This window comes from Gimesia sp. (assembly GCF_048260065.1).
In the GTDB taxonomy this organism is placed as follows: Bacteria; Planctomycetota; Planctomycetia; order Planctomycetales; family Planctomycetaceae; genus Gimesia.
This window is the reverse complement of the sequence record NZ_JBLXHC010000007.1, coordinates 163,888-186,178: the sequence shown is the minus strand read 5'-3', so window position 1 is coordinate 186,178 and position 22,291 is coordinate 163,888. Positions and strand designations below refer to the sequence as shown.

Sequence of the window (22,291 nt, the reverse complement as noted above, 5' to 3'; positions counted from 1 at the left end):
ATCAGTTTGAATGTGGATATACCCAAAGTAGTTTCAAGTCTCTCTTTCAGGCCTGGCACAACCTGAGATCGATTCTGTTCAGAGGAGTAACATCAATGACAGACGTGGGTTGGCTGTTTACAGGTTTGATCTTTGGGGCGGGCGTTGCTGTGGCACTGATGGTCCGGTTAAGGCAGAGACGTAACTCTGCAGAAACTGCTGCTCCGCTGATTGTGCAACACTTTAAACCGTTGCCCACCAGCGAGATCACGATTTCAGAACGCACCTTTCCCCTGCGGGTGCGGGCTGATCTGCAGATCGCCATTGATCAGCTGTTTGGCGAGGGGATTACGGTCAGGCATTTTTGCGGTATACGTGGCGAATATGGACATCAGGAAGTCAGTCTGGCAGGCTGTCTGATGGTGGGGCAACATTCGGAAATGGTCACGGTTCCTCCCCAGTATGAAGAAGTCAATGTCGGAGAAGAGCAGCCTGTACGTGTATTGAAAACCGGGCTCTGGTTACTGGAAAAAGAGGGGATTCGTTTTGTAGTCGTTCTGGCACCCGCCGGCCATTATGGTCGGATTACTGGTGTGGACCTGCAGGTCGGCACGCCGAATACCCCGGAGGGGACCAGAATCGCTCAGGAATTCTTTAAGCAACTGGAGCAGGCCATTCAACGGGCCAGATCCTACCGGGGAAAAGTGCTTTCCCTGGAACTACTCGAACATTCCTATTCCGGCGAGTCGAAAGGGATCACGGTGCATCATCTGCGCGAAGTCGCACGGGATCAGGTGATTCTGCCGGCGACGACACTGGAATTGCTGGAGCGGAATGTGATTCAGTTTGTCAAACAGCGTGAGCGGCTCTCTCAATTCAAACAGTCGACGAAAAAAGGAATTCTGTTTTACGGTCCGCCCGGAACAGGCAAGACGCATACCATACACTTTCTTTCGGGCTCCCTGCCCGCACATACCACACTTTTGATTTCCGCCGAACAGGTCGGGATGCTGGATGAATACATGACGCTGGCCCGCTTGTTGCAGCCCAGCATCGTGGTTCTCGAAGATGTCGACCTGATTGCCCGGGATCGCAGGAGTATGAACAATTCCTGTGAAGAACTGTTGCTCAATAAGCTGCTCAATGAAATGGATGGTTTAAAGCCGGATGCAGAAATTCTGTTTATTCTGACAACGAATCGGCCGGAAACACTGGAAGCAGCGCTCGCCTCCCGTCCTGGTCGTGTCGACCAGGCAATTGAGTTTCCGCTCCCGGATACAGAAGGACGTCGGAAACTGATTAATCTCTATGCAGAAGGGGTGACGGTCGGGGAAGACATTGTGGAAGAGGTTCTCAGACGAACCGAAGGAGTGTCAGCATCTTTTATCAAGGAACTGATGCGCCGCGCCGTGCAATTTCATCTCGAACGCGATGGATCCGGTGAGATTTCCAGTGCGGATGTGACGAATGCCCTGGATGAGATGCTGGTCAGCGGCGGTTCATTGAATCTGAAACTGCTGGGGGCGACTGGTGTCAACCAGTCAGAATGATATCTGATCAAGCAGCGTATCGCTCATTTCTTACGATTGCGCAGGGACCGCATCAGTTTCAGGACCGCCTGTTCTTTGGCCTTGGCTTCGACTTCGACGGTCAGTTCAAGTTCTTCCCAGCAGCGGGGGAAATCGCGGCGGTTGATAAAGTCATGGTGGCGGTTTGGTTTGGGACCCTGCCAGCCTTCCAGCGGACTGGAGATGTGAAACATCGGTTCGCGGTTCCACGTCTGCAATGCCTGTTGGGTGGCTTCTTCAATCGAGAGCTCATCGGGCAGACAACGATGGTGATGAGCATCGTAGACCAGGGGAATGCCGATCTTCTCACACAGAGGAAGCAGATCAGACGGCGTGTAGGTCGTATCGTCGTTTTCCACAGTCAATCGACTGCGAACCCGTTTCGAGAGACGCTTGAAATTTCTGGCGAATTGAGTGAGCGCGTTCGCTTTGTCTCCGTAGGCACCGCCGCCATGAATGTTGACGACATCCGCGTTCACCCATTCAGCGACTTCCGACTGGTACTCCAGTTCGGCGATGGAGCGTTCCACCACTTCCTCACGAGGGGAATTCAATACGACAAACTGGTCGGGATGAAAACAGGTGCGGATATCGTGCGCACGTGCATATTTGCCGCACTGTTGAAACAGGCTGACAATCTCTTCCCCGTCAGGAAGGTCCTGCATGTCATAGCCACAGTCCGGATGTGTTTTGAGTGGCAGGATCTGGCTGTTGATGCGAAAGCAGCCGATGCCGTGCGCGGCGCAGTATTCGAGTGACAATTGCAGCGCTTCCGCATTTTCTCTGCAGAGTCTCGCCAGTTTTTCCAGCGCCGCCGTCCGTTCCATCTGGCTGTTGGCTTTGACGGTGGTGTTACGGAACTTGATCGGTTCGTCGAGAAACTGACAGCACAGGCCGAGCCTGATGGGCGATTTCGATCGGTCTTGTGTCACCAGTGTGTTATGCTCCTCGATTCATCCAGAAGATACTGATCTGCAATGTTGTGGCGATGGAAACCCATGTCAGATAAGGAATTTGCGCCACAGTAACCCAGCGGGCACGGGGCCAGATGGTCCACATGCACCAGAGGATTGTAGACCAGACGACCAGAATATCCAGTGTTGCCAGCGGAACATTTCTCAAGCCGAAAAACAGAGGAGTGAAGCTGAGATTGGCCACCAGATTGATGACGAAGGGCAGGGCGGTAGCAGCGGGAAATTTGCGTCGCGCGGTCTGCAGGAAGACATAGCCGAAGGAGATCAGAATGATCGGATACAGAATCTGCCAGATCAGACCGATGGTCGCCGGGGCGGGCGTCCAGACCGGTTTGGAGAGCGTGTTATACCATTCCATCCAGTTCATGCATGTCACTTGATCGAAAGAAAAAAAGAGTTGGTTGCTATTTCATTATGGTCGGCAAAGTGGAATTGATAAGTCTTTTTTTAGTCCGCAATTAAAATTCCCTCACGAATTCAGACGTGATTGTCCTGACATGCATATGCTGATGCACCTGTCTCTGTCGAAAAAAAAAATTGATACCAGCCCATTGACAGTGTTTCTTGGGAACTATATTCTGACGATCGTAAGAATGTGATATTAAATGTTTCGGGAGACTTCACATGAGTATTCGACGATTTCAGGATTCACGATCCGGTTTTACGTTGATTGAACTGCTGGTGGTGATCGCCATTATTGGAATTCTGGTGGCGTTGCTGCTGCCCGCCGTTCAACAGGCAAGGGAAGCGGCACGGCGGTCTCAGTGCAAAAGTAACATCAAGCAGTTGGGAATCGCGTTACACAACTATGAAAGTGCGCACCGCGTCTTTCCTCCCAATCTGATTCCCGGGGGCAAGCCTGGTGCAGGCGGTTATATCGGTTACTTCCAGGGGAACTGGGGAGTGATGGCGTACCTGACTCCGTTTCTGGAACAGACGGCCGTTTATAATCTGCTGAACCTGGAATCACCCACCTATGCGAATAGCGGCAGTGACTGGATTATCGCTGACAGTAATAATCAGCTGGCCGCTTCGACTTTGATCCCCCTCTATCTCTGTCCTTCCGATATGTCGCGCAAGGTCTCTTCGGCATACGGTGTGACGGGGGGAATCGGGCCGACGAATTATGTGGCGAACATGGGAACCGGCCTCGATCCGACAGGAGGAACGCAACATGGTTCTCCCTACAATGCCAACGGCGTATTTTATGCTGACTCCAGTACCCGCTTTCGGGATATCATCGATGGTACCAGCAATACCGCGGCGATGTCCGAAAGTCTGATTGGTGAAGGGGCCGAAACAACGGGACCGGCTCCCGGCTCTGAGAAGAAGTATTACAAGAACCTGGCTTTCGGTTCCACCATCAGCGCTGCCAGTTGTGCTTCTGCTACCACCTGGAATCAATCCAACGAACGCCAGTTTGCCTGGTATTCGGGAGAGATCCGCTGTGCTTCTTACAACCATTATTATGGCCCCAATTCCAAATTCTACGATTGTGTCGCGAATGCCACCGCCAGTGAAGGCTATATCGCTTCAGGCTGGAAAGCGGCCCGCAGCAATCATCCCGGCGGTGTCAATCTGCTGCTCTGCGACGGCGCAGTACGGTTTGTCGGCGACAGTATCGATCAGATGGTCTGGCGGAGTCTTTCTACCCGAGCGGGTGGAGAAGTGATCGGCGAGTTTTAGTCGACAGGATCCCGGTTCACAGTCAAGCAGATCAACAGTCAGGAGATATTATGAGTCAGACAGAAACATTTCGTACGCTGCAGCGCGATGAACATGAACGATGGCAGCGGGACGGCTATCTGATCATGCGACATTTTTTTGCGCCAGATGAAATGCAGATACTCTCCGAAGAAGCGTGGAAGCTGACCTACCAGCGGGATCTGATTGACAAAATGAATCTGCGCTGTCGGTTTCAGCAGACGCATGACGATGCGGACTGTCTCTGGGAAACGTTCGATCCGGTCATTGATCTCAGCCCGCTCATCAACCAGGTCGCATTTGATCATCGGCTGATGAACCTGCTGCACGATCTGTATGGCGAGCCGGCCTGTCTGTTCAAGGATAAGCTGATTTTCAAACAGCCGGGAACAAAAGGTTACGAGTTACATCAGGACTGGATTTCCTGGCCGGGGTTTCCGCGCAGTTTTCTGACGGTACTGATTCCCCTGGATGCCGCCAGCATTGAAAACGGCTGTACCGAAGTCTTTCCCGGTTATCATCAAGAGGGCTCACTCGCTCCCGAAGATGGCGAATACCATTCTTTACAAGCAGGCATAGTGGAGGAAGACAAAGCGGTGCCGCTGGTGATGGAGCCGGGGGATATTGCTGTCTTTGACGGCTTCACTCCTCATCGCTCGGCTCCCAATCTGTCACAGGACTGGAGACGCCAGCTGTATCTCAGTTACAACGCACTCTCGGATGGCGGGGATCAGCGGGCTGCCCATTATGAGGAATTTCGCGTCTATCTTGAGCGACGTTATGCCGAGTTTGGCCTGAACGAAACTTACTTCCGCTAAGAACCAGATGATGTCCACAGAAACTCAGACCGAACCGGTTTCCCCCGTTACCTTGCCGGCAGCATCTTCCTATCCCGTCTATCGCTGGACGATGGTGGTGGTCGCAGCAATCGCCATGGTCGCGACGTTACCAGGTCGCACGCATGGGCTGGGGATGATTACCGAACGACTGCTGGCGGATCCTGCTTTCCAGTTGACGCGTTCCTCCTATGGGATGATCAATCTCTGGGCGACCCTGTTGGGGGCGACCTTCTGCCTGGGGATCGGATATTGCATTGACCGCTTTGGCATTCGGCTGACACTGACGACTGTCATGGGCCTGCTGGGCTGCGTGGTGATTGCGATGACGTCGGCGACCTCAGTGACGGCTCTGTTCATTGCGATCATGCTGACCAGAGGCTTCGGGCAGAGTGCCCTGTCTGTGGTCAGTATTACGATTGTCGGGAAATGGTTTGATAAAAAAGTCAGTCTGCCGATGGGCATTTATTCGGTGTTGATGGCGGCAGGTTTTATCGCTGCTGCACTGACAGGGCGAGAATACGCCGATTTGAACTGGCGCGTGCTCTGGTCAGGAATGGGCTGGATCGTCCTGGGCTTTGCTTTCATTCTGGGGCTGATTGCCCGCGATCGGAAAGAGACGGGATCGAATGCTTCAGAGGAAACCAGGTCATTTTCAGAACACGATTTCACTCTCGGTCAGGCGCTGCGGACCCGGACCTTCTGGGTCTTTTCTTTTGCGATCTCGCTGTATGGAATGATTGTCTCTGGAATCTCGCTGTTTAATGAGTCGATCCTGGCTGATCAGGGATTTCCCCAAGAGGTCTATTACAATTCCCTCGCGCTGGGGACGGGAATTGGCGTGGCCAGTAACCTGGTAGCCGGGTGGCTGGGATTACATATTTCGCTCAATCGCCTGCTGGCGGTTTCCGTGCTGATGCTGGCTGGGGCAATGATCTGGCTGACCCAGCTGTCAACGAATCTGGATGTGGCAGGTTACGTTCTGGTCAGTGCATCAGCAGGCGGCGTGCTGACCGTGATGTTTTTTACTGTCTGGCCGGTCCTTTACGGACGCAAACATCTGGGGCGCATTCAGGGCATCGCGCAGATGATGACGGTGCTCGCTTCGGCGCTCGGTCCTCTGCTGTTTGCGGAATGCAAAACACTGACCGGTTCTTATCAGTTATTACTCTATCTCCTGGCTGGTTGTCTGTTGTGCACAGCGATCATTGCCTGGTGGACTCCGCTTCACCCGCGTCGGCCTCAACCTGAAGGACTTTTGACATGATTTTTTCTCAAACCGAACAGAGTGTGAATTTTCATATTTCGCTGAACGTCTCGGATATTCCCCGCTCAGTCGATTTCTTTCAGAAACTGTTTGGCGTGCCTGCTGCCAAACAGCGCAGCGATTATGCCAAGTTCGAACTGCAGAACCCGCCCCTCACTTTGTCGCTGGAACCCGTTTCGCCTGCAGAACGGGGGGCCCTCAACCATGTCGGCTTTCGTTTGAACAGTGCCGAGGAACTGGTGAAACTGCAGCGTCGGCTGGAAATGGCGGGGATCAGCAGCGAACGGGAAGAAGGGGTGGAATGCTGTTATGCGAAGCAGTCTAAATTCTGGCTGCACGACCCCGATCAGAACCTCTGGGAGATTTATATCCTGGAAGGGGATCTGGAACATCGCGGAGCAGGGCAGGCAGCGGCAAAAGTTCAGGGTACACAACACGACAAAGCAACTGTCAGCCCGATTGCCTGTTCTACGGGATCGGAGATTCCCGCGCGACAGCAGTGGTCGCATCGACTGGGAAATGACTTTACGATTCCTGAGGAAATTGCCGCAGAGTCTCTGGATGAAATCGCGCTGCAGGGAAGTTTCAACGTCGCCGGTGCAGACGCAGCGATTTCTGGATTTCTTAAACAGACAGCAGAACGACTGAAGCCGGGCGGGGAACTTTCAGTGCATTGCCTGACTTCAGACATACCAGTGACCGAAGCCCTGCAGCTCTCCGGTCCCGCTTCGGTCGTCAAATATGTACCCTGCCTGGAAACGCTACTGCGGCAACTGGAGTCGGCTGGCTTCGAAAATATCATGTTGACGAAATATGGGACTCACGCCTGTTTCACTGTGGGGGAAGCAGAACTCCGCGAGACCATGCTGCGGGCGATGAAACCAGTTTCTCAGGTCGAAGAGCTGGTGACGGTTGTCTACAAAGGGCCTTTTCCTGAGATCGTTCTCGACAGTGGGCTCTCACTCGAACGGGGGCGATTCACGACAATACCGGCTGCTTTCTATCAGCAGCTGCTGGAGACTGCCGTCAGGGAATCACTGGTTTTGATCAAATCGGCTACACAGCCGGTCTCCTGTACCAGCTAGTTGATAAAGAGGGAAAACCAACCGTTTCCCTGCCTGAATCGTGATCTAGACATAAATTGACGGCCGTTGATGTATGGTCTCTCGTCGGATGCTGCGCTGAGAAAAGTCGTAGAAACTCGCGTGGAGCAATTTCTGGAGCTGTCCTGACGTGAGTTTTTTGCTACAATCTGATGCGAATTCCCCGCGAATGCGAACTGCCCGGCAGTTCAGCTCGTCGATGGAACGGGGGAGATCTTTCATTTTGTGGGTGATGCGACTATGTCTAAAGATCGGCTCCAATCCGACCTGTGTGCAGAGAAGTTAAAAGCGCTGGGAGAACCCATTCGCCTGCGCATTATCGATCTGCTGCGAGATGGCGAACGGACCGTCAGTGATATCGCCGAACAGCTGGAAGAAGAGGTCGTCAATATCTCGCATCATCTGGGAATACTCTATCATGCGAGACTGGTGACCAAACGCAAGGAAGGCCGTTTCGTCGTCTATAATCTGCATCCCGACGTTTCCGCCGTCAGCAAAGCGGGAAAACAACATCTCGATTTCGGCTGCTGCCGCCTGGAAGTCCCCGATAAATAATCGCATTCCGAATCATTCGGACAAACCCATGTCTGCGATCTTTCAGATCAAACGCATTTATGATGACCCGGAAAAAAGCGATGGCTTTCGTGTTCTCGTCGATCGCCTCTGGCCGCGTGGCGTCAAAAAAGCAGATGCTGCCATTGATCTCTGGGCCAAGGAGCTGGCTCCCTCAAACGAGTTGCGAAAGTGGTTCCACGCGCATCTGGATCAATATGCTGAGTTTGTGAAAAAGTACCAGAGTGAACTGAAGCCAAAGGTTGAGCAGGCGGAACAACTGCTGCAGCAGGCCAATCAGTCTCGGATCACCCTGTTGACTGCTGTGAAACATCCCGAAGAGGGGCATGTTCCCGTCTTACAGCGGTTTCTGGAGTCATCAGGAAACTGATGACTATTCAAGCTGATTACTGGTTGACTCACGACACTGAAGATTGTATTATGGCGATATTGCCATGAAGGAAAAGACCCGTAAACAATATGAAGCTCGTGCCAAAATCGCCAAAGCGATGGCACATCCCAGTCGGCTGCTGATGCTGGATCTGCTGCAGAAGCAGGAGCTGTGCGTCAATGACCTGTCTGTCGAAGTCGGTGCAGATCAGTCTACGGTATCCAAACATCTGTCGATTCTTAAAGATGTTGGACTTGTTGGTTCACGTAAAGAAGGGACTCTGAATTACTACCGTGTCACCTGTGGCTGTCTCGATGGTTTTTTCTCCTGCATGGAAACCGTACTTTTAACGGATCTGGAAGATCGCAAACAATTTATGAAATAATTTTTTTAATTCTAATATGGCAAAATTGCCATTAAGGAAAATGTATAGTGTGACGATGAGAAGGGTAACCACAGATTAAATGCGACGTCTCAGTCTTGTGTTGTTTACAACAGTCTTATTGATACTGCTGTTTTTTCTGATGGCGATAGATCGTTCTCAAAGCAGTTACAGTAAGACACTGGCACAAAATCGTGAACTTCTGCTGCCGCCTGCAGCCACTGCAACGGTAGCCGTAATCACTGAGAACGAATGGAGCAAAATTGCAGAATGGACCATCGACACTGGATTATCATGGAACGAATACCAAACCTGGATATCCAAGCGGAATGGGGGCACTTATCGTGTCCTTTCAAGAACTGATGCTCAGATGAGATTACGGAAAACATTTCATTCAGAAATTCATGAGATCAAACTGACAGATGAAGAAGGTAAAGTTCGTGTTTTTTTTAGTATCTCTCTCTGGTAAGGCGGAACTGACTCTGGTGGTGAATTGCATTGATGGTCAATTCTCACCAATGTCTATCCACAGGATCGTTGACTAAGGTGCATCAATGAATAAAGCGATGGTTTTGTTTCTCTGTACAGGAAATTCTGCTCGCAGCCAGATGGCTGAAGCATTTCTGCGAGAACAGGCAGGCAGTATTTATGACGCTCACAGTGCAGGGCTAAATCCTCAAGGAGTACACCCACTGACTATCCAGGTTATGGAAGAGATTGGTATGGATATATCAGGGGCTCAGTCTAAATCACTTACTCAATATCTTGGAAAGACAAGTCCGAAATGGGTGATTTTTGTCTGTGAGAATGCTGAACGGTCCTGTCCGCGTATCTGGCCTTTCTCACTTCAGACAGAATCCTGGAGAATTGAAGATCCTGTAGAAGCCAGTGGTGATGAACTGGAACAACTCATGAAATTCCGCTCGGTTCGAGATCAGGTTGAGGCACGAGTAATACAATGGATTGCTGAACGGAATGCCGACGTTGAAACAGCAATAGAATTAGAGACACAGGAGTAATGTCAGATGAGTGCAGACAGTGATTGCCCGATCATCGAAACCAAAAGTATGAGTCTGTTTGAACGATACCTGACGGTGTGGGTCGGGCTATGTATTATCAGCGGGATCGTTCTGGGTAAAGTTGCTCCCGGGTTTGCAAAGACACTGGATGGTATGGCGATCTACGTTGATGATGCTCCTGTCGTCTCAATTCCGATCGCTGTCTGCCTGTTTTTCATGATGTACCCGATTATGGTGAAGATCGATTTTGCCGAAGTCCTGAAAGCAGGCAAAGCGATTCGTCCGGTGGGGCTGACGTTATTCATTAACTGGGCCATCAAGCCATTTACCATGTATGCGATTGCCAGCTTCTTTCTGGGAACTCTGTTTCTAACCTTCATCGGACCCGAGGCAGTGGATTACGTCAAAATGCCCTTTGGCGTCGATTTAGTCGTCGGGGCTGAATACGGATCCGGGAAAGTTGTGCTTATTGATGGAGTAAAAATGCTGGAAGTGCCGCTCTGGCGCAGTTATCTGGCAGGGTGTATTCTGCTGGGCATTGCTCCCTGTACTGCGATGGTACTGGTCTGGGGATTTCTGGCTAAAGGAAATGACGGGCATACCCTGGTGATGGTTGCCATTAATTCCTTGACGATGCTGGTACTGTACGGCATTCTGGGGGGCTTCTTATTAGGAGTGGGAAAATTGCCTGTACCCTGGCAGGCGTTACTGCTGTCGATTGCCGTGTATGTAGCACTTCCGCTGGTTGCAGGATACCTTTCCCGCAAATGGTTAATCGCTACCAGGGGAGAAGTCTGGTTTAAAGAGAAATTTCTTCATGTGTTAACACCGGTGACGATAGCTGCTTTACTGGTGACACTGATTCTCTTGTTCTCGTTTAAAGGGGAAACCATTCTCAGCAATCCGTTGACGATACTCTGGATCGCGATTCCACTATTAATTCAGACGATTGTGATCTTTGCACTGGGGTATCTGCTTTCAAAGTTTATGGGGCTGACATACGAGAGTGCCGCACCGACGGCCATGATTGGTGCCTCAAACCACTTTGAAGTCGCAATCGCAACTGCGACCATGTTGTACGGACTCTCATCGGGGGCCGCACTGGCAACCGTAGTCGGGGTCTTGATTGAAGTTCCCCTGATGTTGATGCTGGTGCGATTTTGTGTCAGGACCCAAAACTGGTTTCCCCATATGTCGAACCATGATCACTGTAAAACAGAAGCAACTGAACCAATGGCAGTGAGTAAATGACATGCCACATGAAATAAGAAAAAAATGCTACGGAGACATGTTCCCTGACAGTCTGGATATGCATAAAAACACATCCAATGCTGGCAAAGTATTCAAAGTAGAAACAAAACAGCGGCTGACAGGCGTGCTGCCAGTTGCTCCAGAGAATAGAATCGAAATTGACCATGCTGCCTGGAACGCTTGTCAAAGCTGTGCTGAATTTAAAAGTTGCTATCAACTCAGCATGGCAAAAATTGCTTTAGAAACAGCAATTTCAGTTAAGTGAAATGTTTACACTCAAAAGGATCATTACAAATGAAACGTGTTTTAGTGTTGTGTACGGGAAACTCCTGTCGTTCGCAGATGGCTGAAGAACTCTGGGAGTCTTTAGGGCAGGGGGAATGGGAAGCGGAGTCGGCTGGTTCGAAGCCCTCGGGTTATGTGCATCCGCTGGCGATAGAGGCAATGCGGGAGCTGGACATCGATCTGTCAGAGAATACCAGCAAGCATCTCGATCAGTTTACCGAACAGAACTTTGATCTGGTGGTGACGGTCTGTGACAATGCCAAAGAGTCGTGTCCCGTTTTCAGCGGTGCGACGCAGACCCTGCACTGGCCTTTTGACGATCCCGCGGATGCAACAGGGACCGATGAAGAGAAGATGAAAACGTTCCGGCGGGTCCGGGATGAAATCAAAACCAAAATTCAGACATTTCTCGCTGACGAGTCTGCTTAAGTCTCGCATTAAATTGAAGGAGTTAATCATGTCCCAAAAATCTGCTGTCGAATTTCCCGGAAATTTTCGGGTCCATATTGCGTTGACCGTTTCTAATCTGGAACAGTCGAAGCAGTTCTACAACGTACTTCTGGGTGAATCGCCAATCAAAGAACGTCCGCGGTATGCGAAATATGAACCCCAGGACCCGTCCGTTAATCTCACACTCAATGAAACAGATGAGGCAGTGCAGGTCGAAGGAGGCTCGGCTCACTTCGGGATTCAGGTCAAATCGATCGATGAAGTCCATGCCGCCATCGAACGTTTCAAAACTGCCAATATTCAGACGATAACCGAAGAAGCCACGACCTGCTGTTATGCAGTTCAGGATAAAGTCTGGGCGGTTGCCCCGGATGGCCACAAGTGGGAGGTCTTTGTGGTTCTGAATGCCGATGCGAAAGATGAACTTTACGCGCAGTCCGGTTGCTGCGGACCGGAAATGGTAACGCTGAAGGACTGTAACAGTTCACAGTCTTGAGCAAATACAATTTACCTTAGAATATCTCGTACGATGATACTCGGTCAAATTGTTCCTGGAGACGGTGTAATAAAACTGGGCACAGTCTAATCCGGCATGAGTTCAACCCACCTGGCATCGTAGATGGTTCCGTTATTTTTGTTCGGAGAAGCGTCGTACAGCAGCTCTTTATCTGGTTTGGCAAAATCGAAGAGCACGACCGTTTCTGCGTCTGATTTGAACTGATCCGCGGGTTCGAACTCTTTGTCATAGCGGGCGACTTTCGAGATGCGAAACAGCTTCATGACACCTTTACCGAACAGGGCCGCTGGTTTTGTTTGGGAGTCTTCCCATTTTTCCTGAGCGCCGATGAAGAATAGACGACTCTCATCAAAGGGGCCGGGTGCAGGGGCGGAAGTCTGATTGATTTGTTTACCATTGAGGTAAAACGTCTGTTGTAATTCCGAGTAGACCATCGCGAAATGATCCCAGCCTTCAATCGAGTTTGGATCGACGGGGACCGAGTGATTCATCCCGTTTTCACTTTCCCAGCCTGTGGAATGATGTTTGGCCCGAAGGGAGATCCAGATACTGTTTTCCGGATCTCCCTGTTTTCCCTGGCAGCAGATGCGTCCCGACCAGTCTTTGACCCAGGCTTCGATTGTAAATTCACCATAGTCTTCCAGCTTGATGTGAGGGAAGGTGACATAGCTGCCTTTCCCATCGAACTGCAATCCCTGCGTTTTTTTAGCTTCAGGCGCTTTTTCCGGTTCGGCAGCCGTCAAGGGGCTAGCAAGGCTCAACAAAAATATGGCAATGAAAATCGGATAGTATTTCATACTGAGAGTCCTGTTTTCAGTTCAGAAGATCGGGGATCAATGCATCATAAAACAGAACACCGGTGACACAAGAATTTGTCTGAAAAATTCACATTTATCGTAACTTGAAAAAGAATGTTAACGTTTTCAGGTTAGGCAAATATCAAAGAGCTTGTGTCTGCATAAGAATCAAAGCGGCATTCCTCTGCCAACCAGGCGGGAATCGCAGACTGCTCTTGCAGCAGTTGTACCGCTTTATAGCGACAGATTTCACAGGGAGTGAACCGGTAGATGACCATCGCCAGTCGTGAGCGGTCTGCTGTCGGATTTTCCTTCAGCACTTCGACCAGATCACCGAGTACACTGTGACATTCCCAGACATCGTCGGGCAGTTTGAGTGCCGCCAGAATCCGGTGTTCGTCACCAGCCTGGTAATTTCTGATAAACAGACTGAAGAGACAGGCAGGCTGGTTCTCGTTCAACTGCCGATTGGCAAACTCGCGGATTTCGGGATGACTGTTGTTAGCGAGTGCAACCCAGGCTCTCCTCTGCAATTCGGGATCGGGATGCTGGCAGAGTTCAATCAGGCGGGAGTCGAATTCGGGGAGTGCCCGGTTGGCAAAGACTTTGATCAGGTTAGTGAGAACGGCTGGTTCTTTACTGGATTTGAGTGCCTGGAGGACCACGGTTAACTCTGTTGGGGCAGCCTGCATGCCCCAGCTGCGAAACCAGGAACAGTGTGTCTTTCCCCGTGCGGCTTCGAGAACCGTTTCGACAGAGGTCTCTTCGGTTTGCTGGGCCTGTTGTTTTTTACGGTGACGCTGCTTCTGTTGTTTTCGCTCGGCCTTCTCCCGTAACTGCTGTTGCCAGCTCTTAAAGAATCGATTGAGATCCGGGTCAGACGTGGAACTCAGTAATTCGTGGATTCGTGTTTCCCCGATGAGCTCGCCTGCTTCTCTCAGAAGTGACTCCTCGGGCCAGTCCCAGTCGATTTGTTCGAGTTGTGCTCCCCTGGATTTTGCGGCACTCAGAAAGCCGCGTTCTCCCTCCAGTGCCAGCAGTTCCGATTCCCCCACAAAATCATAGTCTGCTGTTGCGAGTGGTTTTTGAGTGACGATCTGATACAGCAGATCTCGAAACGCAGCATCGCCGCTGGCAGCATAGTGTTGTGCCAGCTTGCATAATTGTCTGGCGTTTTCCGGATCAGACAGATCATGCAGTGCATGCAGCAGCGGGACGCGGATCTCGTTGCGAAAGCCGGCGGCGTTAATGATTTCCCACAGCCAGTCGCCCCGCAGGTCTTCGCACATGCGGTCATAACGCAGATCCTGCAGACACGCTTCGCGCAGTGCTGTCTCTGTGAGGATTCCCTGTTCTGCCCAGAGCCGGGCCCGTCCCAGCCCTTTCGCCAGCGCATCGCGCTGTTCTGCAGGTGTGGGGAAGGGGGGCGGTGAAACCTCGGGATACTTCAATCAGGATCCTTTCCGGTTTGCCAGACGGATTCGGACCAGCAGATCATTCAACGCTGCACCCGAACTTGGCTGTTCGGGCAGGCTGGTGGTTTCCATCGCCTGTTCCAGTTCGCCCACAAGCCGCTGGTATTCGCGTCCATGAAATTCCATGTCGGCGGCATCCAGCGTGGAACGTTCCGAACCTTCCAGCTTGCGTTCGATCAGTTCGGGGATGTAGGACAGCTGCGCTTCTTCGTTCAAGTGGATCAGGTTCGGTTCCACTTTACCGGTGCGCATCAGATGCAGACCGGTGAGCAGGACCCGATACACGTAGAGCAGAGGCTTGACCCGGGGCGGATCTTCCTTCTGAAACAGTTTCCACTGTGTGGCCGCGAAGCCCAGGTAATGATACGCGTGATATCTGGTTACACAACCGGGCGCCAGCGCTTTCAGTTCTTCATACTCGGGAGTAGCCTGCAGGACCAGCGGCGAGAGCAGTTGCTCCAGCACGTAGCCATTCTTTTTAAGCATGAGTTGAAAGAACTTGCCCACATCGTGTGTGACCAGATCAATTTCCAGGCCGTCATCAACGCGCGAACGCTCCACCGTGACCTGTCCTTCTTTAAGACCGATCACGGTCTCCAGCGGCAGCAGATGCACGCCGCGAAGGTCATAATCGGAATCGGGAGAAGGAAAGCCATAGATATGCGATCCGCTGATGGTAGCGAACAGCAGGGGATAAGGATGTTCCTTGAGCTGTTTTTCAAGTCGGGGATCGAAGTTCATGATGATTCTTCTTGTGGAACAGGACGAAATTCATGGATGACGTCAATCGTTCCTATGATATGTTGATTAAATTCTTTCAGATCTTCTGACGGAATCCAGTATTCTTTCAGATCGCGCCCGCCTGCTTCCTGGGGTTCGTATTGGCTCAGATAGTCAAATTCGACATCGAACTGCAGGACATAGCCGACATAGCCGGAATTGGGATCTATGGTGTTCCAGTCCCGGGCGATCATAATCGCATACTCTTCCGTCAGTACAGGATAAAAAATCGGTTGCCAGTATAAACGAGGGGGAAACTCTTTCCAACCGGACGCCTGGATCAAATCGAGCTCCTGTTGACCGACAGGTCGAAAGAGCGTGACAGTCTGTTTTCCATTCATGGCAGTTTTTCCTGCGTCGCCAGTCGACGCGCTTTGATGAGATAGTCATTTGCCGTTTCATAATCGGGGCGGGCCGGTAGTCTGGTCTGCTCCAGCGCCTGCTCAAATTCCTTGTGCAGGCTCTTCCGCCATTTCTCTGTCTCTTCCCAGGGGACTTCACCCCGCTTGATGGCCAGCAGTTGCTCCCGGTGTGGTCCCACGTCGACAACGACGTAGCCTTCGCGCAGGAGCGTGACCCCCGAGATCAACAGCCGAATCAGGTGCATCACATGTTTCCATTTGACCTTTCCCTGGTTCTTGATATCAGTCTGCATCTTTTTGAACTGCGACATCACATAACCGTTGTAGGTCTGATAGACGATGCGCGTCAGAAAGATTTCCCGCATGTCCAGCAGTTCCTGGCCGAGGGGCGTGACCTGTTCGACCAGGGGAGTATAGAGGCACTCCAGGACGTTCGGGTTCGCTTTCAAAGCCAGGACCAGAAACTTCTGCAGTTCCCAGTAGGTTTCCTGCGTTTCGTGGCAGTCCAACTGATCAGGAACGCCGTACAGCGACCACTGCAGTTCCGCGGGGGGCAGGTAGACGCCGCGATAATCGGTATCGGACTGCTCATCCTCGAGACCAAAGGCCCGGGAGCCAATGATGCATTTGAAGATCACGCGGGCGAACAGGTCGCTGCGGTTCGCGTTGATCTCGCTATTGCCGATCTCCCCTTCTTTGAATTGGGCGAGCAGGGTCAGCTCGTCCGCTTTGAGAGCGACTTCGGCTCCATCGGGAAATTTAACGCGATACGAGTGATCCAGATCCCGCGGCGCACGCACCACCACACCGACCGATCCCCGCGGATGCTGCGTGCGACCGTTCGGCCCGATGATATCCCGGACTGTGACCACCTGTGTGCCGTCAGAATAGATCAGGTTCGGCTGAAAGTGGACGCGCTTGTTCATGGTTTCACTTCCTGTTTCTGCCTCGGGCGAAGTTTTACAATCGGGGATCGACCGGCTCACTTTCCAGCGCCAGTACCCCGAACACACATTCATGGACCCGCCGCAGCGGTTCCCGGTTCACGAATCGTTCCAGGGCTTCAATACCCAGGGCGAATTCACGCTGTGCCAGCGATCGTTTGCGGTGCAGACCCCGTTGGCGCAGGCGGGTCAGATTTTCTTCCGCATCGTAATCAGGACCATAGATGATTCGCAGATACTCTTTCCCCCGGCACTTGATTGCGGGTTGCACCAGTCCTTTGGGCCCCCGCTGAACCCACTCCAAGGGTTTAACCACCATCCCTTCTCCCCCGGTGCCTGTCAACCCCGACCACCAGTCGATGCCGGCCTGCACGCTGTCATTGTCAGTCAGATCGACTTTGAGCGACGTCGTCGCCAGCAGGAGTTTCTCATCCTGCGCACAGATGCGTGCGATGGTCTGCATGTGCCAGTCATGATTCTGGTTGATGTGAACTCTGCCTTCGGTGGCCAGCAGGTGGAACGGAGCCAGCTTCAGGTCATCCAGCGTTTCCACGGGCCAGCAATAGTGGCGATAGGCGCGCACGAATTCCTCGATTGCCGTCTCCCGGTTACGGAAATGGCTTGCGATCTCTGCGGCATGCGAGGCTTCGTCGGCAGTCAGTCGGGCAGTTGCCTGTTCCAGCGCAGCGACGACCGGGGGCAACGCCGCTTTTCCCGCGGCACCCACGGCTGCGTACTGCGACTGCAGCAGTGCCTGAGCTTTGGCCGACCAGGGCATTAGTTCGCAGTCGAAGCAGGCCCAGTCCGTCTGGAACTCATTCCAGAAATCAGCGGCACTCAAAGCCTGGCGGACCCGTTCCAGGAAGGCAGCTTCCAGTTCAGGCTGATTGAAGAAACGTCGACCCGTCCGCGTGTAAACGATGCCGCGTTCCGCTTCCTGTACGCCGAACCGCTGGCGGGCCGTTTCCTGATCGCGACAGACGACCACCACCGCACGCGAACCCATGTGCTTTTCTTCACAGAGCACCTGGGGAATTCCCTCGTTGCGAAAATACGCAAATGCTTCGGCTGGATGTTCCAGCAGCCCCGGTTCCGTGGATGTTTCCGGCGGCGACATCGTCGGTGGCAGGTGGATCAGCCATTTCGGATTGGCGGCGAAGCGGCTCATGACTTCCAGGGCTGCGGTCGCGTTCTCCTCGCGAATGGTGATGTTCGTCTGCAGTCGAGTGGAAACGATCCGCTTGCCGGTAACGTCCTGCAGGTCGAGCAGGTCGTCGTGCTGCTGCTGAGCCGTTTGTGTTGCTGCATCCGAATCCCGATACATGGGTTTTGCGTATTCGCAGTAGACTTCTTTCGCCGGTACCGTAACGAACTGTTTTTCCGGATAACGGAGTGCCGTCAGGCGACCACCAAACACACAGCCCGTGTCGATGTTGACGGTCCGGTTGAGCCATTCCGGATCGGGAACCGGAGTATGGCCGTAGACCACGTGCGCAGCGCCCCGGTATTCGGCGGCCCAGTTATAGCGGACCGGAAAGCCGAATTCATCGGTTTCGCCTGTCGTCTCCCCGTAAAGAGCAAATGAACGAACCTTCCCCGAGCCCCGTCCCTGCAGGTCCTCTGTCATACCCGCATGGGCCACGACGAGTTTTCCCTGATCCAGCACGAAATGACTGATCAGGCTGTCGAGGAATTCGGTCAGCGCCTGGCAGAACGGTTCCCGCGTCTCAGTTGGCAGCGCTTCAATTTCAGCGACGGTCTCTGCCAGTCCGTGCGTCAGTTTGACATCTTTCCCTTTCAGCTTGCGGAGCAGTTTCATGTCATGATTTCCGGGAACGCAGAGTGCCGTCCCCTGCTGGATCATGTTGCGTACGATGCGGACCGTGTCCAGCGAACGCGGACCCCGGTCGACGAGATCGCCCAGAAAGACAACCTTGCGACCCTCGGGATGCGCAAAACAGACGTTGCCCCACAGAGGGTCTGCTTGCTCAACGGAGGTTCGTGTATAACCCAGCTCTGCGAGCAGCAGTTCCAGTTCGTTACAGCAGCCATGAATATCGCCGATGATGTCGAAGGGCCCCCGTTCCTCGCGACGGTCGTTCCAGAGGGGAACGCGTTCCAGGCGGGCCACGTCGATCTGTTCGACCGAGTTCATTTCAAACACATAACGAAAACCCTCGCGACGGAGTCGTTTCAGATTGCGTTTTAACTGCGAGCGCTGATTGCGGACCACGTGTGATCCAAATGAACGGTCAGGGCGTTCCTGGTTCCGCGCATGACAGATCTTCTCGGACAGATTGAGCACGATGGCGACCGGCAGAAAGTGGTATTTCCGCGCCAGTTCGATCCACTGCGCCCGGGCCTCCTGCTGGACATTGGTGGCGTCGACGACCGTCAGCCGCCCGGATTTCAGGCGTTGGGAGACGATGTAGCCCAGTAGTTCGAAAGCTTGTTTTGTGACATTCTGGTCGTTTTCATCATCGCTGATCATGCCCCGGCAGAAATCGGAAGAGATGACTTCAGTGGGTAGAAAGTGTTTCCGCGCAAACGTACTTTTGCCTGCCCCGCTGGGGCCGACGAGCACGACGAGTGAGAGTTTCGGGATTGAGATTTCCATATTAAATGTCTGTATCAGGGTTAAGTAAGACTGATCAGTTTCACGGTCGCTTGAGCAACCAGGTTGCCATTGAGACCCATTGCGCGATCAATCAGTTCGCTGCGATCTGGATGTTCTTTTGGTAAGACAGCTAACAGAGCACTTAATAAGCGGGTTTCCAGGTCAGGCTCGCCTGTCAGTTTTAAACCAGTTTGATATGAGGCAATTGCTGCATCGAGTTCATTTCGGTTTCTTTGGAGATTCCCCAGAGTTAAATAAATGGGAGCAAACTCGGGATGTGTTTCTATAGCCTGCTCTGCCATTTTCAATGCATCTTGTGGGGGCAGGCCACCGTCTTCCAGGAGTCTCAGTAACCGAAATTCCTCGTCTGATACGGTTCCGTCTGCCAGAGAATTTGCCAACCAGAGGTCCGTTCTACAGTGGAACCATCCTGGTGCCAGACGTTCCACATTCTGGAAACTTTCGATTGCCTGGCCATAAGCCCCCATCTCCAGTAGACAAGTTCCAGCCTGATAAGCAGGATCGGGATTGTAAGGATCAACATCTTCTGCCTAGTGATATTTCTCAAGGGCTTCTGCCAGTTGTCCCTCTGATGCAAGAACATTTCCCTGCTGGATCAGAGATGTCGCTTTTTGCAGCGGTAGTCGATTGCGTTTGAACTGAAATTCGAATCGGCCCTCTGGTGCATTCACAATCTCATCAGTTTCCAGTTCTGTATCCTCGTGAACGCAAATGATCCGACAGAGTGGTTCCCCCGTCTTGAGCAACTGAATTCGTTTAGTCAGAGCGGTTTTATCGATCCCGAATTGATCGTAAAGTGGAAGTAATCCTTCTCCTGATTCAATTGCCAGTTCGGTATTTCCCAGGTAGCGATGAGCTTCAAGCAGATTATTCAGATAAGCCATCTGACCTTCGATATCATTTGATTCCTGGCACAATGTCAAAGCTGTCTGAAAAGGTTGTATTGCATCAGCAACTTTTCCGGATTGAAACAGAAGTTCCCCCAGTTTCCCATGGATCACAGCTTCATTCTGGCGGGCCGCTGGCCCCTCCAATGTTTTGAACTCTTCGAGGAATGACCTGAGTTCGGAAATGAGATCCTCATATTCCAGGTTCTCCATTCTTTGAGGGAGTGCTTCATTCCACTGGTTCCATTGAAGTAAAGGATTATCTTCAGGAGATCCTACTAATGAGTTCCATAGCTCGGGGGACTGAAAATCAGTGGCAAGACAGTGCGCTACAGTTCCTAGCTTTTGTACATATTGATTCATCGCTTCTGGAGACTGGTCTATCCCTTCCGGGACCCTGGACATCAGTTCGATATTGGCTGCAATCTGGTCCTGATAATGTTTGCATAAGGCTCGTAGTTCTTTTCGTGATTTTCCCGCTGCTGAAATCAGACGTGCGCGGAGTTCCTCTGTAGTCAGTTCTTCATATGTTTTTTTACGGAAGGGCCAGATCACCATGTTAGATGTCCTTTGGTAAACGTGAGAGTCGTGTACTGGATGTGGTTCTGGAAATGGGTACAGGTCTATTCTGGCCTAAACAAACTCCGAATGCGACAGTTCAGGTAGAGACTATTGAGAGAAGTCAGGAATCGTGTCTACGATTCTACGACACGTCGTTCAAACACTCCCATTTGTGTGGGGGCACCTACGGCTTTGTCTTCCGAACCAACGGGCAGGAAGCGGACAGCGTAACCGAATTGATCTGCCATGCCGGTGGCCCACGTCTGAAATTCGGACCGCGTCCATTCGAAGCGGTGGTCGGCGTGACGCAACTGGCCGGCGGGCAGGGTTTCCCACATCACGTTATATTCCCGGTTCGGTGTAGTCAGCACGACGGTTTTCGGTCGGGCGAATTCAAACAGCATCCGTTCCAGCGCCGCCAGGCGGGGCGGATCGAGGTGTTCGATGACTTCGACCAGGGCCGCGGCGTCGAACCCTTCAAGACGACGATCGCGGTAAGTGAGCGAGCCGTGCAGCAGCTTGATCCGTTGCGCCTGTCGTTCCGGCAGCCGTTTCAGTTTGAGACGTTTCGCAGCGATCTCCAGCGAGCGCACCGAGATATCCAGGCCGACGATCTGCTCGAACTGTCGATCGGCCAGCAGTTCGCGGAGCAGCTTTCCTTCGCCGCAGCCCAGGTCGAGCACACTTTGCGCACCGGAAGCCCGCAGGGCGGCCATTACGCTGCCCAGTCGCTGCTGGTTCAGGGGAACCGCTTTGTCGAGAGGTTCTTCTGTTGTCTCATCGTTCTCGTTTTCCAGTTCCGGATCTTCGGTTTCGGTTTCTCCGACCAGACGGGCCAGGGCTGTGAGGTACAGGCTCGGTTTAAACTTCAGGTAGCGGCGGCTGATCTGGTCTTTCAGGGGATGGTCGGCCAGCCAGCCGGCCCCTTTCTCCAGCAGCTTTTCCAGTTCGTTTTCGCCAACGAAATAATGTTTGCGGTTATCGAAGACCGGAATCAGAACGTAGAGGTGGTTGAGCAGTTCCGAAAGTGTTTTCGTGGCTGTCAGTGTGACGGTATAACAGGGACTCTCGCCCCAGTCCGGGAACTGTTCATCCAGCGGAAAAGACTGGATGGCGACTTCGTAACCCAGCGGTTCGAAGATTTCGCGAATCAGTTCTTCCCCGCCGCGCACGGGCAGGACTGCGATCTGTACCGTGAGTGGAAGCGGCGTGCTGGCCAGTTCCGGACGATCCTTACAGCGCCCGTTGAGCGCGGATCCCAGGACCTGTGAAAGGGTGACACTCATGAAAGAGGAAGCGACATAGGGGCGATCGTTGACGTACTGGTCGAGCAGGAACGACTGCTGACGTCCTTTGCCGCGGACCATCCCCACCGGATCAACGTCCAGCAACAGGCAGGCGGTGCATTTTTCTTCGGAAACCGTAGGATAAAACAGGTGAGCGTTGCCGAAACTCAGTTTAAAGCTCTGAAAACGGTCCGGGTGTTTGTGGAGCAGGTAGCTCAGATCGCTGGCGGGTTCATGTGTCGTCGTGATAGATAAGAGCATGTTGGATTCCCAACTGTAGAGA

General features: G+C 52.4%; 24 protein-coding genes. 13 read left to right on the top strand and 11 right to left on the bottom strand.

Annotated features, from left to right (window positions below; all coding sequences use genetic code 11):
- Positions 1–95: 95 nt before the first annotated feature.
- Positions 96–1,529, top strand: a complete 1,434-nt coding sequence (locus tag ACN0YN_RS15110; RefSeq protein ID WP_417385854.1) for an AAA family ATPase — start codon at positions 96–98, stop codon at positions 1,527–1,529.
- A 23-nt stretch (positions 1,530–1,552) separates the two neighbouring features.
- Here the strand turns inward: ACN0YN_RS15110 and uvsE are convergent, their stop codons facing one another.
- Positions 1,553–2,479 (bottom strand): UV DNA damage repair endonuclease UvsE, encoded by a 927-nt coding sequence (gene uvsE / locus ACN0YN_RS15105; RefSeq protein WP_417385853.1) that lies wholly within the window; start codon positions 2,477–2,479, stop codon positions 1,553–1,555.
- Positions 2,480–2,486: 7 nt separating this feature from the next.
- Entirely contained in the window at positions 2,487–2,888 is a 402-nt protein-coding gene (locus ACN0YN_RS15100; protein WP_417385852.1) for a TspO/MBR family protein, read from the bottom strand.
- A 257-nt stretch (positions 2,889–3,145) separates the two neighbouring features.
- Here ACN0YN_RS15100 and ACN0YN_RS15095 point away from each other — a divergent pair, with 257 nt between their 5' ends.
- The 12 genes from ACN0YN_RS15095 to ACN0YN_RS15040 all read left to right on the top strand — a co-directional run bounded on the left by ACN0YN_RS15095 (position 3,146) and on the right by ACN0YN_RS15040 (position 12,257).
- On the top strand, positions 3,146–4,207 hold the full coding sequence (locus ACN0YN_RS15095; protein ID WP_417385851.1) for a DUF1559 domain-containing protein: 1,062 nt from the start codon (positions 3,146–3,148) through the stop codon (positions 4,205–4,207).
- Positions 4,208–4,257: 50 nt separating this feature from the next.
- A complete protein-coding gene (locus tag ACN0YN_RS15090; protein ID WP_417385850.1) occupies positions 4,258–5,043 on the top strand; it encodes a phytanoyl-CoA dioxygenase family protein in 786 nt (261 codons plus the stop codon).
- 10 nt (positions 5,044–5,053) lie between these two features.
- The gene (locus ACN0YN_RS15085; RefSeq protein ID WP_417385849.1) at positions 5,054–6,328 is read left to right on the top strand and encodes an MFS transporter; all 1,275 of its coding nucleotides are present in this window, start codon (positions 5,054–5,056) and stop codon (positions 6,326–6,328) included.
- Positions 6,325–7,413, top strand: a complete 1,089-nt coding sequence (locus ACN0YN_RS15080; RefSeq protein WP_417385848.1) for an ArsI/CadI family heavy metal resistance metalloenzyme — start codon at positions 6,325–6,327, stop codon at positions 7,411–7,413. The genes ACN0YN_RS15085 and ACN0YN_RS15080 overlap by 4 nt, the downstream gene beginning before the upstream one ends.
- Positions 7,414–7,671: 258 nt before the next feature.
- Positions 7,672–7,986 carry an ArsR/SmtB family transcription factor gene (locus ACN0YN_RS15075; RefSeq protein WP_417385847.1) on the top strand — a complete coding sequence of 105 codons (315 nt, stop codon included), beginning with the start codon at positions 7,672–7,674 and terminating at the stop codon, positions 7,984–7,986.
- A gap of 28 nt (positions 7,987–8,014) precedes the next feature.
- Positions 8,015–8,374: a DUF488 domain-containing protein gene (locus ACN0YN_RS15070; protein ID WP_417385846.1), complete on the top strand. Its 360-nt coding sequence runs from the start codon at positions 8,015–8,017 to the stop codon at positions 8,372–8,374.
- 64 nt (positions 8,375–8,438) lie between these two features.
- Complete coding sequence (locus ACN0YN_RS15065; RefSeq protein ID WP_417385845.1) at positions 8,439–8,759, top strand: ArsR/SmtB family transcription factor; 321 nt, start codon at positions 8,439–8,441, stop codon at positions 8,757–8,759.
- Positions 8,760–9,310: 551 nt separating this feature from the next.
- Positions 9,311–9,775, top strand: coding sequence for an arsenate reductase ArsC (locus tag ACN0YN_RS15060; RefSeq protein ID WP_417385844.1), 465 nt, complete (start codon positions 9,311–9,313; stop codon positions 9,773–9,775).
- 48 nt (positions 9,776–9,823) lie between these two features.
- Positions 9,824–11,026: an ACR3 family arsenite efflux transporter gene (gene arsB, locus ACN0YN_RS15055; protein WP_417386026.1), complete on the top strand. Its 1,203-nt coding sequence runs from the start codon at positions 9,824–9,826 to the stop codon at positions 11,024–11,026.
- 1 nt (position 11,027) lies between these two features.
- Positions 11,028–11,291: a hypothetical protein gene (locus ACN0YN_RS15050; protein WP_417385843.1), complete on the top strand. Its 264-nt coding sequence runs from the start codon at positions 11,028–11,030 to the stop codon at positions 11,289–11,291.
- A gap of 29 nt (positions 11,292–11,320) precedes the next feature.
- Positions 11,321–11,740, top strand: a complete 420-nt coding sequence (locus tag ACN0YN_RS15045; RefSeq protein ID WP_417385842.1) for an arsenate reductase ArsC — start codon at positions 11,321–11,323, stop codon at positions 11,738–11,740.
- 28 nt (positions 11,741–11,768) lie between these two features.
- Positions 11,769–12,257 carry an ArsI/CadI family heavy metal resistance metalloenzyme gene (locus tag ACN0YN_RS15040; RefSeq protein ID WP_417385841.1) on the top strand — a complete coding sequence of 163 codons (489 nt, stop codon included), beginning with the start codon at positions 11,769–11,771 and terminating at the stop codon, positions 12,255–12,257.
- 86 nt (positions 12,258–12,343) lie between these two features.
- Here ACN0YN_RS15040 and ACN0YN_RS15035 read toward each other — a convergent pair whose 3' ends face one another.
- The 9 genes from ACN0YN_RS15035 to ACN0YN_RS14995 all read right to left on the bottom strand — a co-directional run bounded on the left by ACN0YN_RS15035 (position 12,344) and on the right by ACN0YN_RS14995 (position 22,269).
- Positions 12,344–13,075 (bottom strand): LamG-like jellyroll fold domain-containing protein, encoded by a 732-nt coding sequence (locus tag ACN0YN_RS15035; RefSeq protein WP_417385840.1) that lies wholly within the window; start codon positions 13,073–13,075, stop codon positions 12,344–12,346.
- 131 nt (positions 13,076–13,206) lie between these two features.
- Positions 13,207–14,526, bottom strand: coding sequence for a hypothetical protein (locus ACN0YN_RS15030; protein ID WP_417385839.1), 1,320 nt, complete (start codon positions 14,524–14,526; stop codon positions 13,207–13,209).
- Positions 14,527–15,291 carry a DNA polymerase beta superfamily protein gene (locus tag ACN0YN_RS15025; protein ID WP_417385838.1) on the bottom strand — a complete coding sequence of 255 codons (765 nt, stop codon included), beginning with the start codon at positions 15,289–15,291 and terminating at the stop codon, positions 14,527–14,529. It abuts the gene before it with no gap.
- Positions 15,288–15,671 (bottom strand): hypothetical protein, encoded by a 384-nt coding sequence (locus tag ACN0YN_RS15020; RefSeq protein ID WP_417385837.1) that lies wholly within the window; start codon positions 15,669–15,671, stop codon positions 15,288–15,290. Before ACN0YN_RS15020 ends, ACN0YN_RS15025 begins: the two co-directional genes overlap by 4 nt.
- Positions 15,668–16,618, bottom strand: coding sequence for a DNA polymerase beta superfamily protein (locus ACN0YN_RS15015; protein ID WP_417385836.1), 951 nt, complete (start codon positions 16,616–16,618; stop codon positions 15,668–15,670). Before ACN0YN_RS15015 ends, ACN0YN_RS15020 begins: the two co-directional genes overlap by 4 nt.
- 34 nt (positions 16,619–16,652) lie before the next feature.
- The gene (locus tag ACN0YN_RS15010; RefSeq protein WP_417385835.1) at positions 16,653–19,253 is read right to left on the bottom strand and encodes a polynucleotide kinase-phosphatase; all 2,601 of its coding nucleotides are present in this window, start codon (positions 19,251–19,253) and stop codon (positions 16,653–16,655) included.
- Positions 19,254–19,273: 20 nt separating this feature from the next.
- Positions 19,274–19,654, bottom strand: a complete 381-nt coding sequence (locus tag ACN0YN_RS15005) for a hypothetical protein (RefSeq protein ID WP_417385834.1) — start codon at positions 19,652–19,654, stop codon at positions 19,274–19,276.
- A gap of 150 nt (positions 19,655–19,804) precedes the next feature.
- The gene (locus tag ACN0YN_RS15000; protein WP_417385833.1) at positions 19,805–20,719 is read right to left on the bottom strand and encodes a tetratricopeptide repeat protein; all 915 of its coding nucleotides are present in this window, start codon (positions 20,717–20,719) and stop codon (positions 19,805–19,807) included.
- A 137-nt stretch (positions 20,720–20,856) separates the two neighbouring features.
- A complete protein-coding gene (locus tag ACN0YN_RS14995; RefSeq protein WP_417385832.1) occupies positions 20,857–22,269 on the bottom strand; it encodes a 3' terminal RNA ribose 2'-O-methyltransferase Hen1 in 1,413 nt (470 codons plus the stop codon).
- Between the last annotated feature and the right edge of the window lie 22 nt (positions 22,270–22,291).

Excerpts from the sequence above, each read along its gene's own strand:
- ACN0YN_RS15110 (WP_417385854.1), top strand. The coding sequence starts at position 96 with ATGACAGACGTGGGTTGGCTGTTTACAGGTTTGATCTTTGGGGCGGGC.
- ACN0YN_RS15100 (WP_417385852.1), bottom strand. The coding sequence starts at position 2,888 with ATGAACTGGATGGAATGGTATAACACGCTCTCCAAACCGGTCTGGACG.
- ACN0YN_RS15095 (WP_417385851.1), top strand. The coding sequence starts at position 3,146 with ATGAGTATTCGACGATTTCAGGATTCACGATCCGGTTTTACGTTGATT.
- ACN0YN_RS15090 (WP_417385850.1), top strand. The coding sequence starts at position 4,258 with ATGAGTCAGACAGAAACATTTCGTACGCTGCAGCGCGATGAACATGAA.
- ACN0YN_RS15085 (WP_417385849.1), top strand. The coding sequence starts at position 5,054 with ATGTCCACAGAAACTCAGACCGAACCGGTTTCCCCCGTTACCTTGCCG.
- ACN0YN_RS15080 (WP_417385848.1), top strand. The coding sequence starts at position 6,325 with ATGATTTTTTCTCAAACCGAACAGAGTGTGAATTTTCATATTTCGCTG.
- ACN0YN_RS15075 (WP_417385847.1), top strand. The coding sequence starts at position 7,672 with ATGTCTAAAGATCGGCTCCAATCCGACCTGTGTGCAGAGAAGTTAAAA.
- ACN0YN_RS15070 (WP_417385846.1), top strand. The coding sequence starts at position 8,015 with ATGTCTGCGATCTTTCAGATCAAACGCATTTATGATGACCCGGAAAAA.
- ACN0YN_RS15065 (WP_417385845.1), top strand. The coding sequence starts at position 8,439 with ATGAAGGAAAAGACCCGTAAACAATATGAAGCTCGTGCCAAAATCGCC.
- ACN0YN_RS15060 (WP_417385844.1), top strand. The coding sequence starts at position 9,311 with ATGAATAAAGCGATGGTTTTGTTTCTCTGTACAGGAAATTCTGCTCGC.
- arsB (WP_417386026.1), top strand. The coding sequence starts at position 9,824 with ATGAGTCTGTTTGAACGATACCTGACGGTGTGGGTCGGGCTATGTATT.
- ACN0YN_RS15050 (WP_417385843.1), top strand. The coding sequence starts at position 11,028 with ATGCCACATGAAATAAGAAAAAAATGCTACGGAGACATGTTCCCTGAC.
- ACN0YN_RS15045 (WP_417385842.1), top strand. The coding sequence starts at position 11,321 with ATGAAACGTGTTTTAGTGTTGTGTACGGGAAACTCCTGTCGTTCGCAG.
- ACN0YN_RS15040 (WP_417385841.1), top strand. The coding sequence starts at position 11,769 with ATGTCCCAAAAATCTGCTGTCGAATTTCCCGGAAATTTTCGGGTCCAT.
- ACN0YN_RS15035 (WP_417385840.1), bottom strand. The coding sequence starts at position 13,075 with ATGAAATACTATCCGATTTTCATTGCCATATTTTTGTTGAGCCTTGCT.
- ACN0YN_RS15025 (WP_417385838.1), bottom strand. The coding sequence starts at position 15,291 with ATGAACTTCGATCCCCGACTTGAAAAACAGCTCAAGGAACATCCTTAT.
- ACN0YN_RS15020 (WP_417385837.1), bottom strand. The coding sequence starts at position 15,671 with ATGAATGGAAAACAGACTGTCACGCTCTTTCGACCTGTCGGTCAACAG.
- ACN0YN_RS15015 (WP_417385836.1), bottom strand. The coding sequence starts at position 16,618 with ATGAACAAGCGCGTCCACTTTCAGCCGAACCTGATCTATTCTGACGGC.
- ACN0YN_RS15010 (WP_417385835.1), bottom strand. The coding sequence starts at position 19,253 with ATGGAAATCTCAATCCCGAAACTCTCACTCGTCGTGCTCGTCGGCCCC.
- ACN0YN_RS15000 (WP_417385833.1), bottom strand. The coding sequence starts at position 20,719 with ATGGTGATCTGGCCCTTCCGTAAAAAAACATATGAAGAACTGACTACA.
- ACN0YN_RS14995 (WP_417385832.1), bottom strand. The coding sequence starts at position 22,269 with ATGCTCTTATCTATCACGACGACACATGAACCCGCCAGCGATCTGAGC.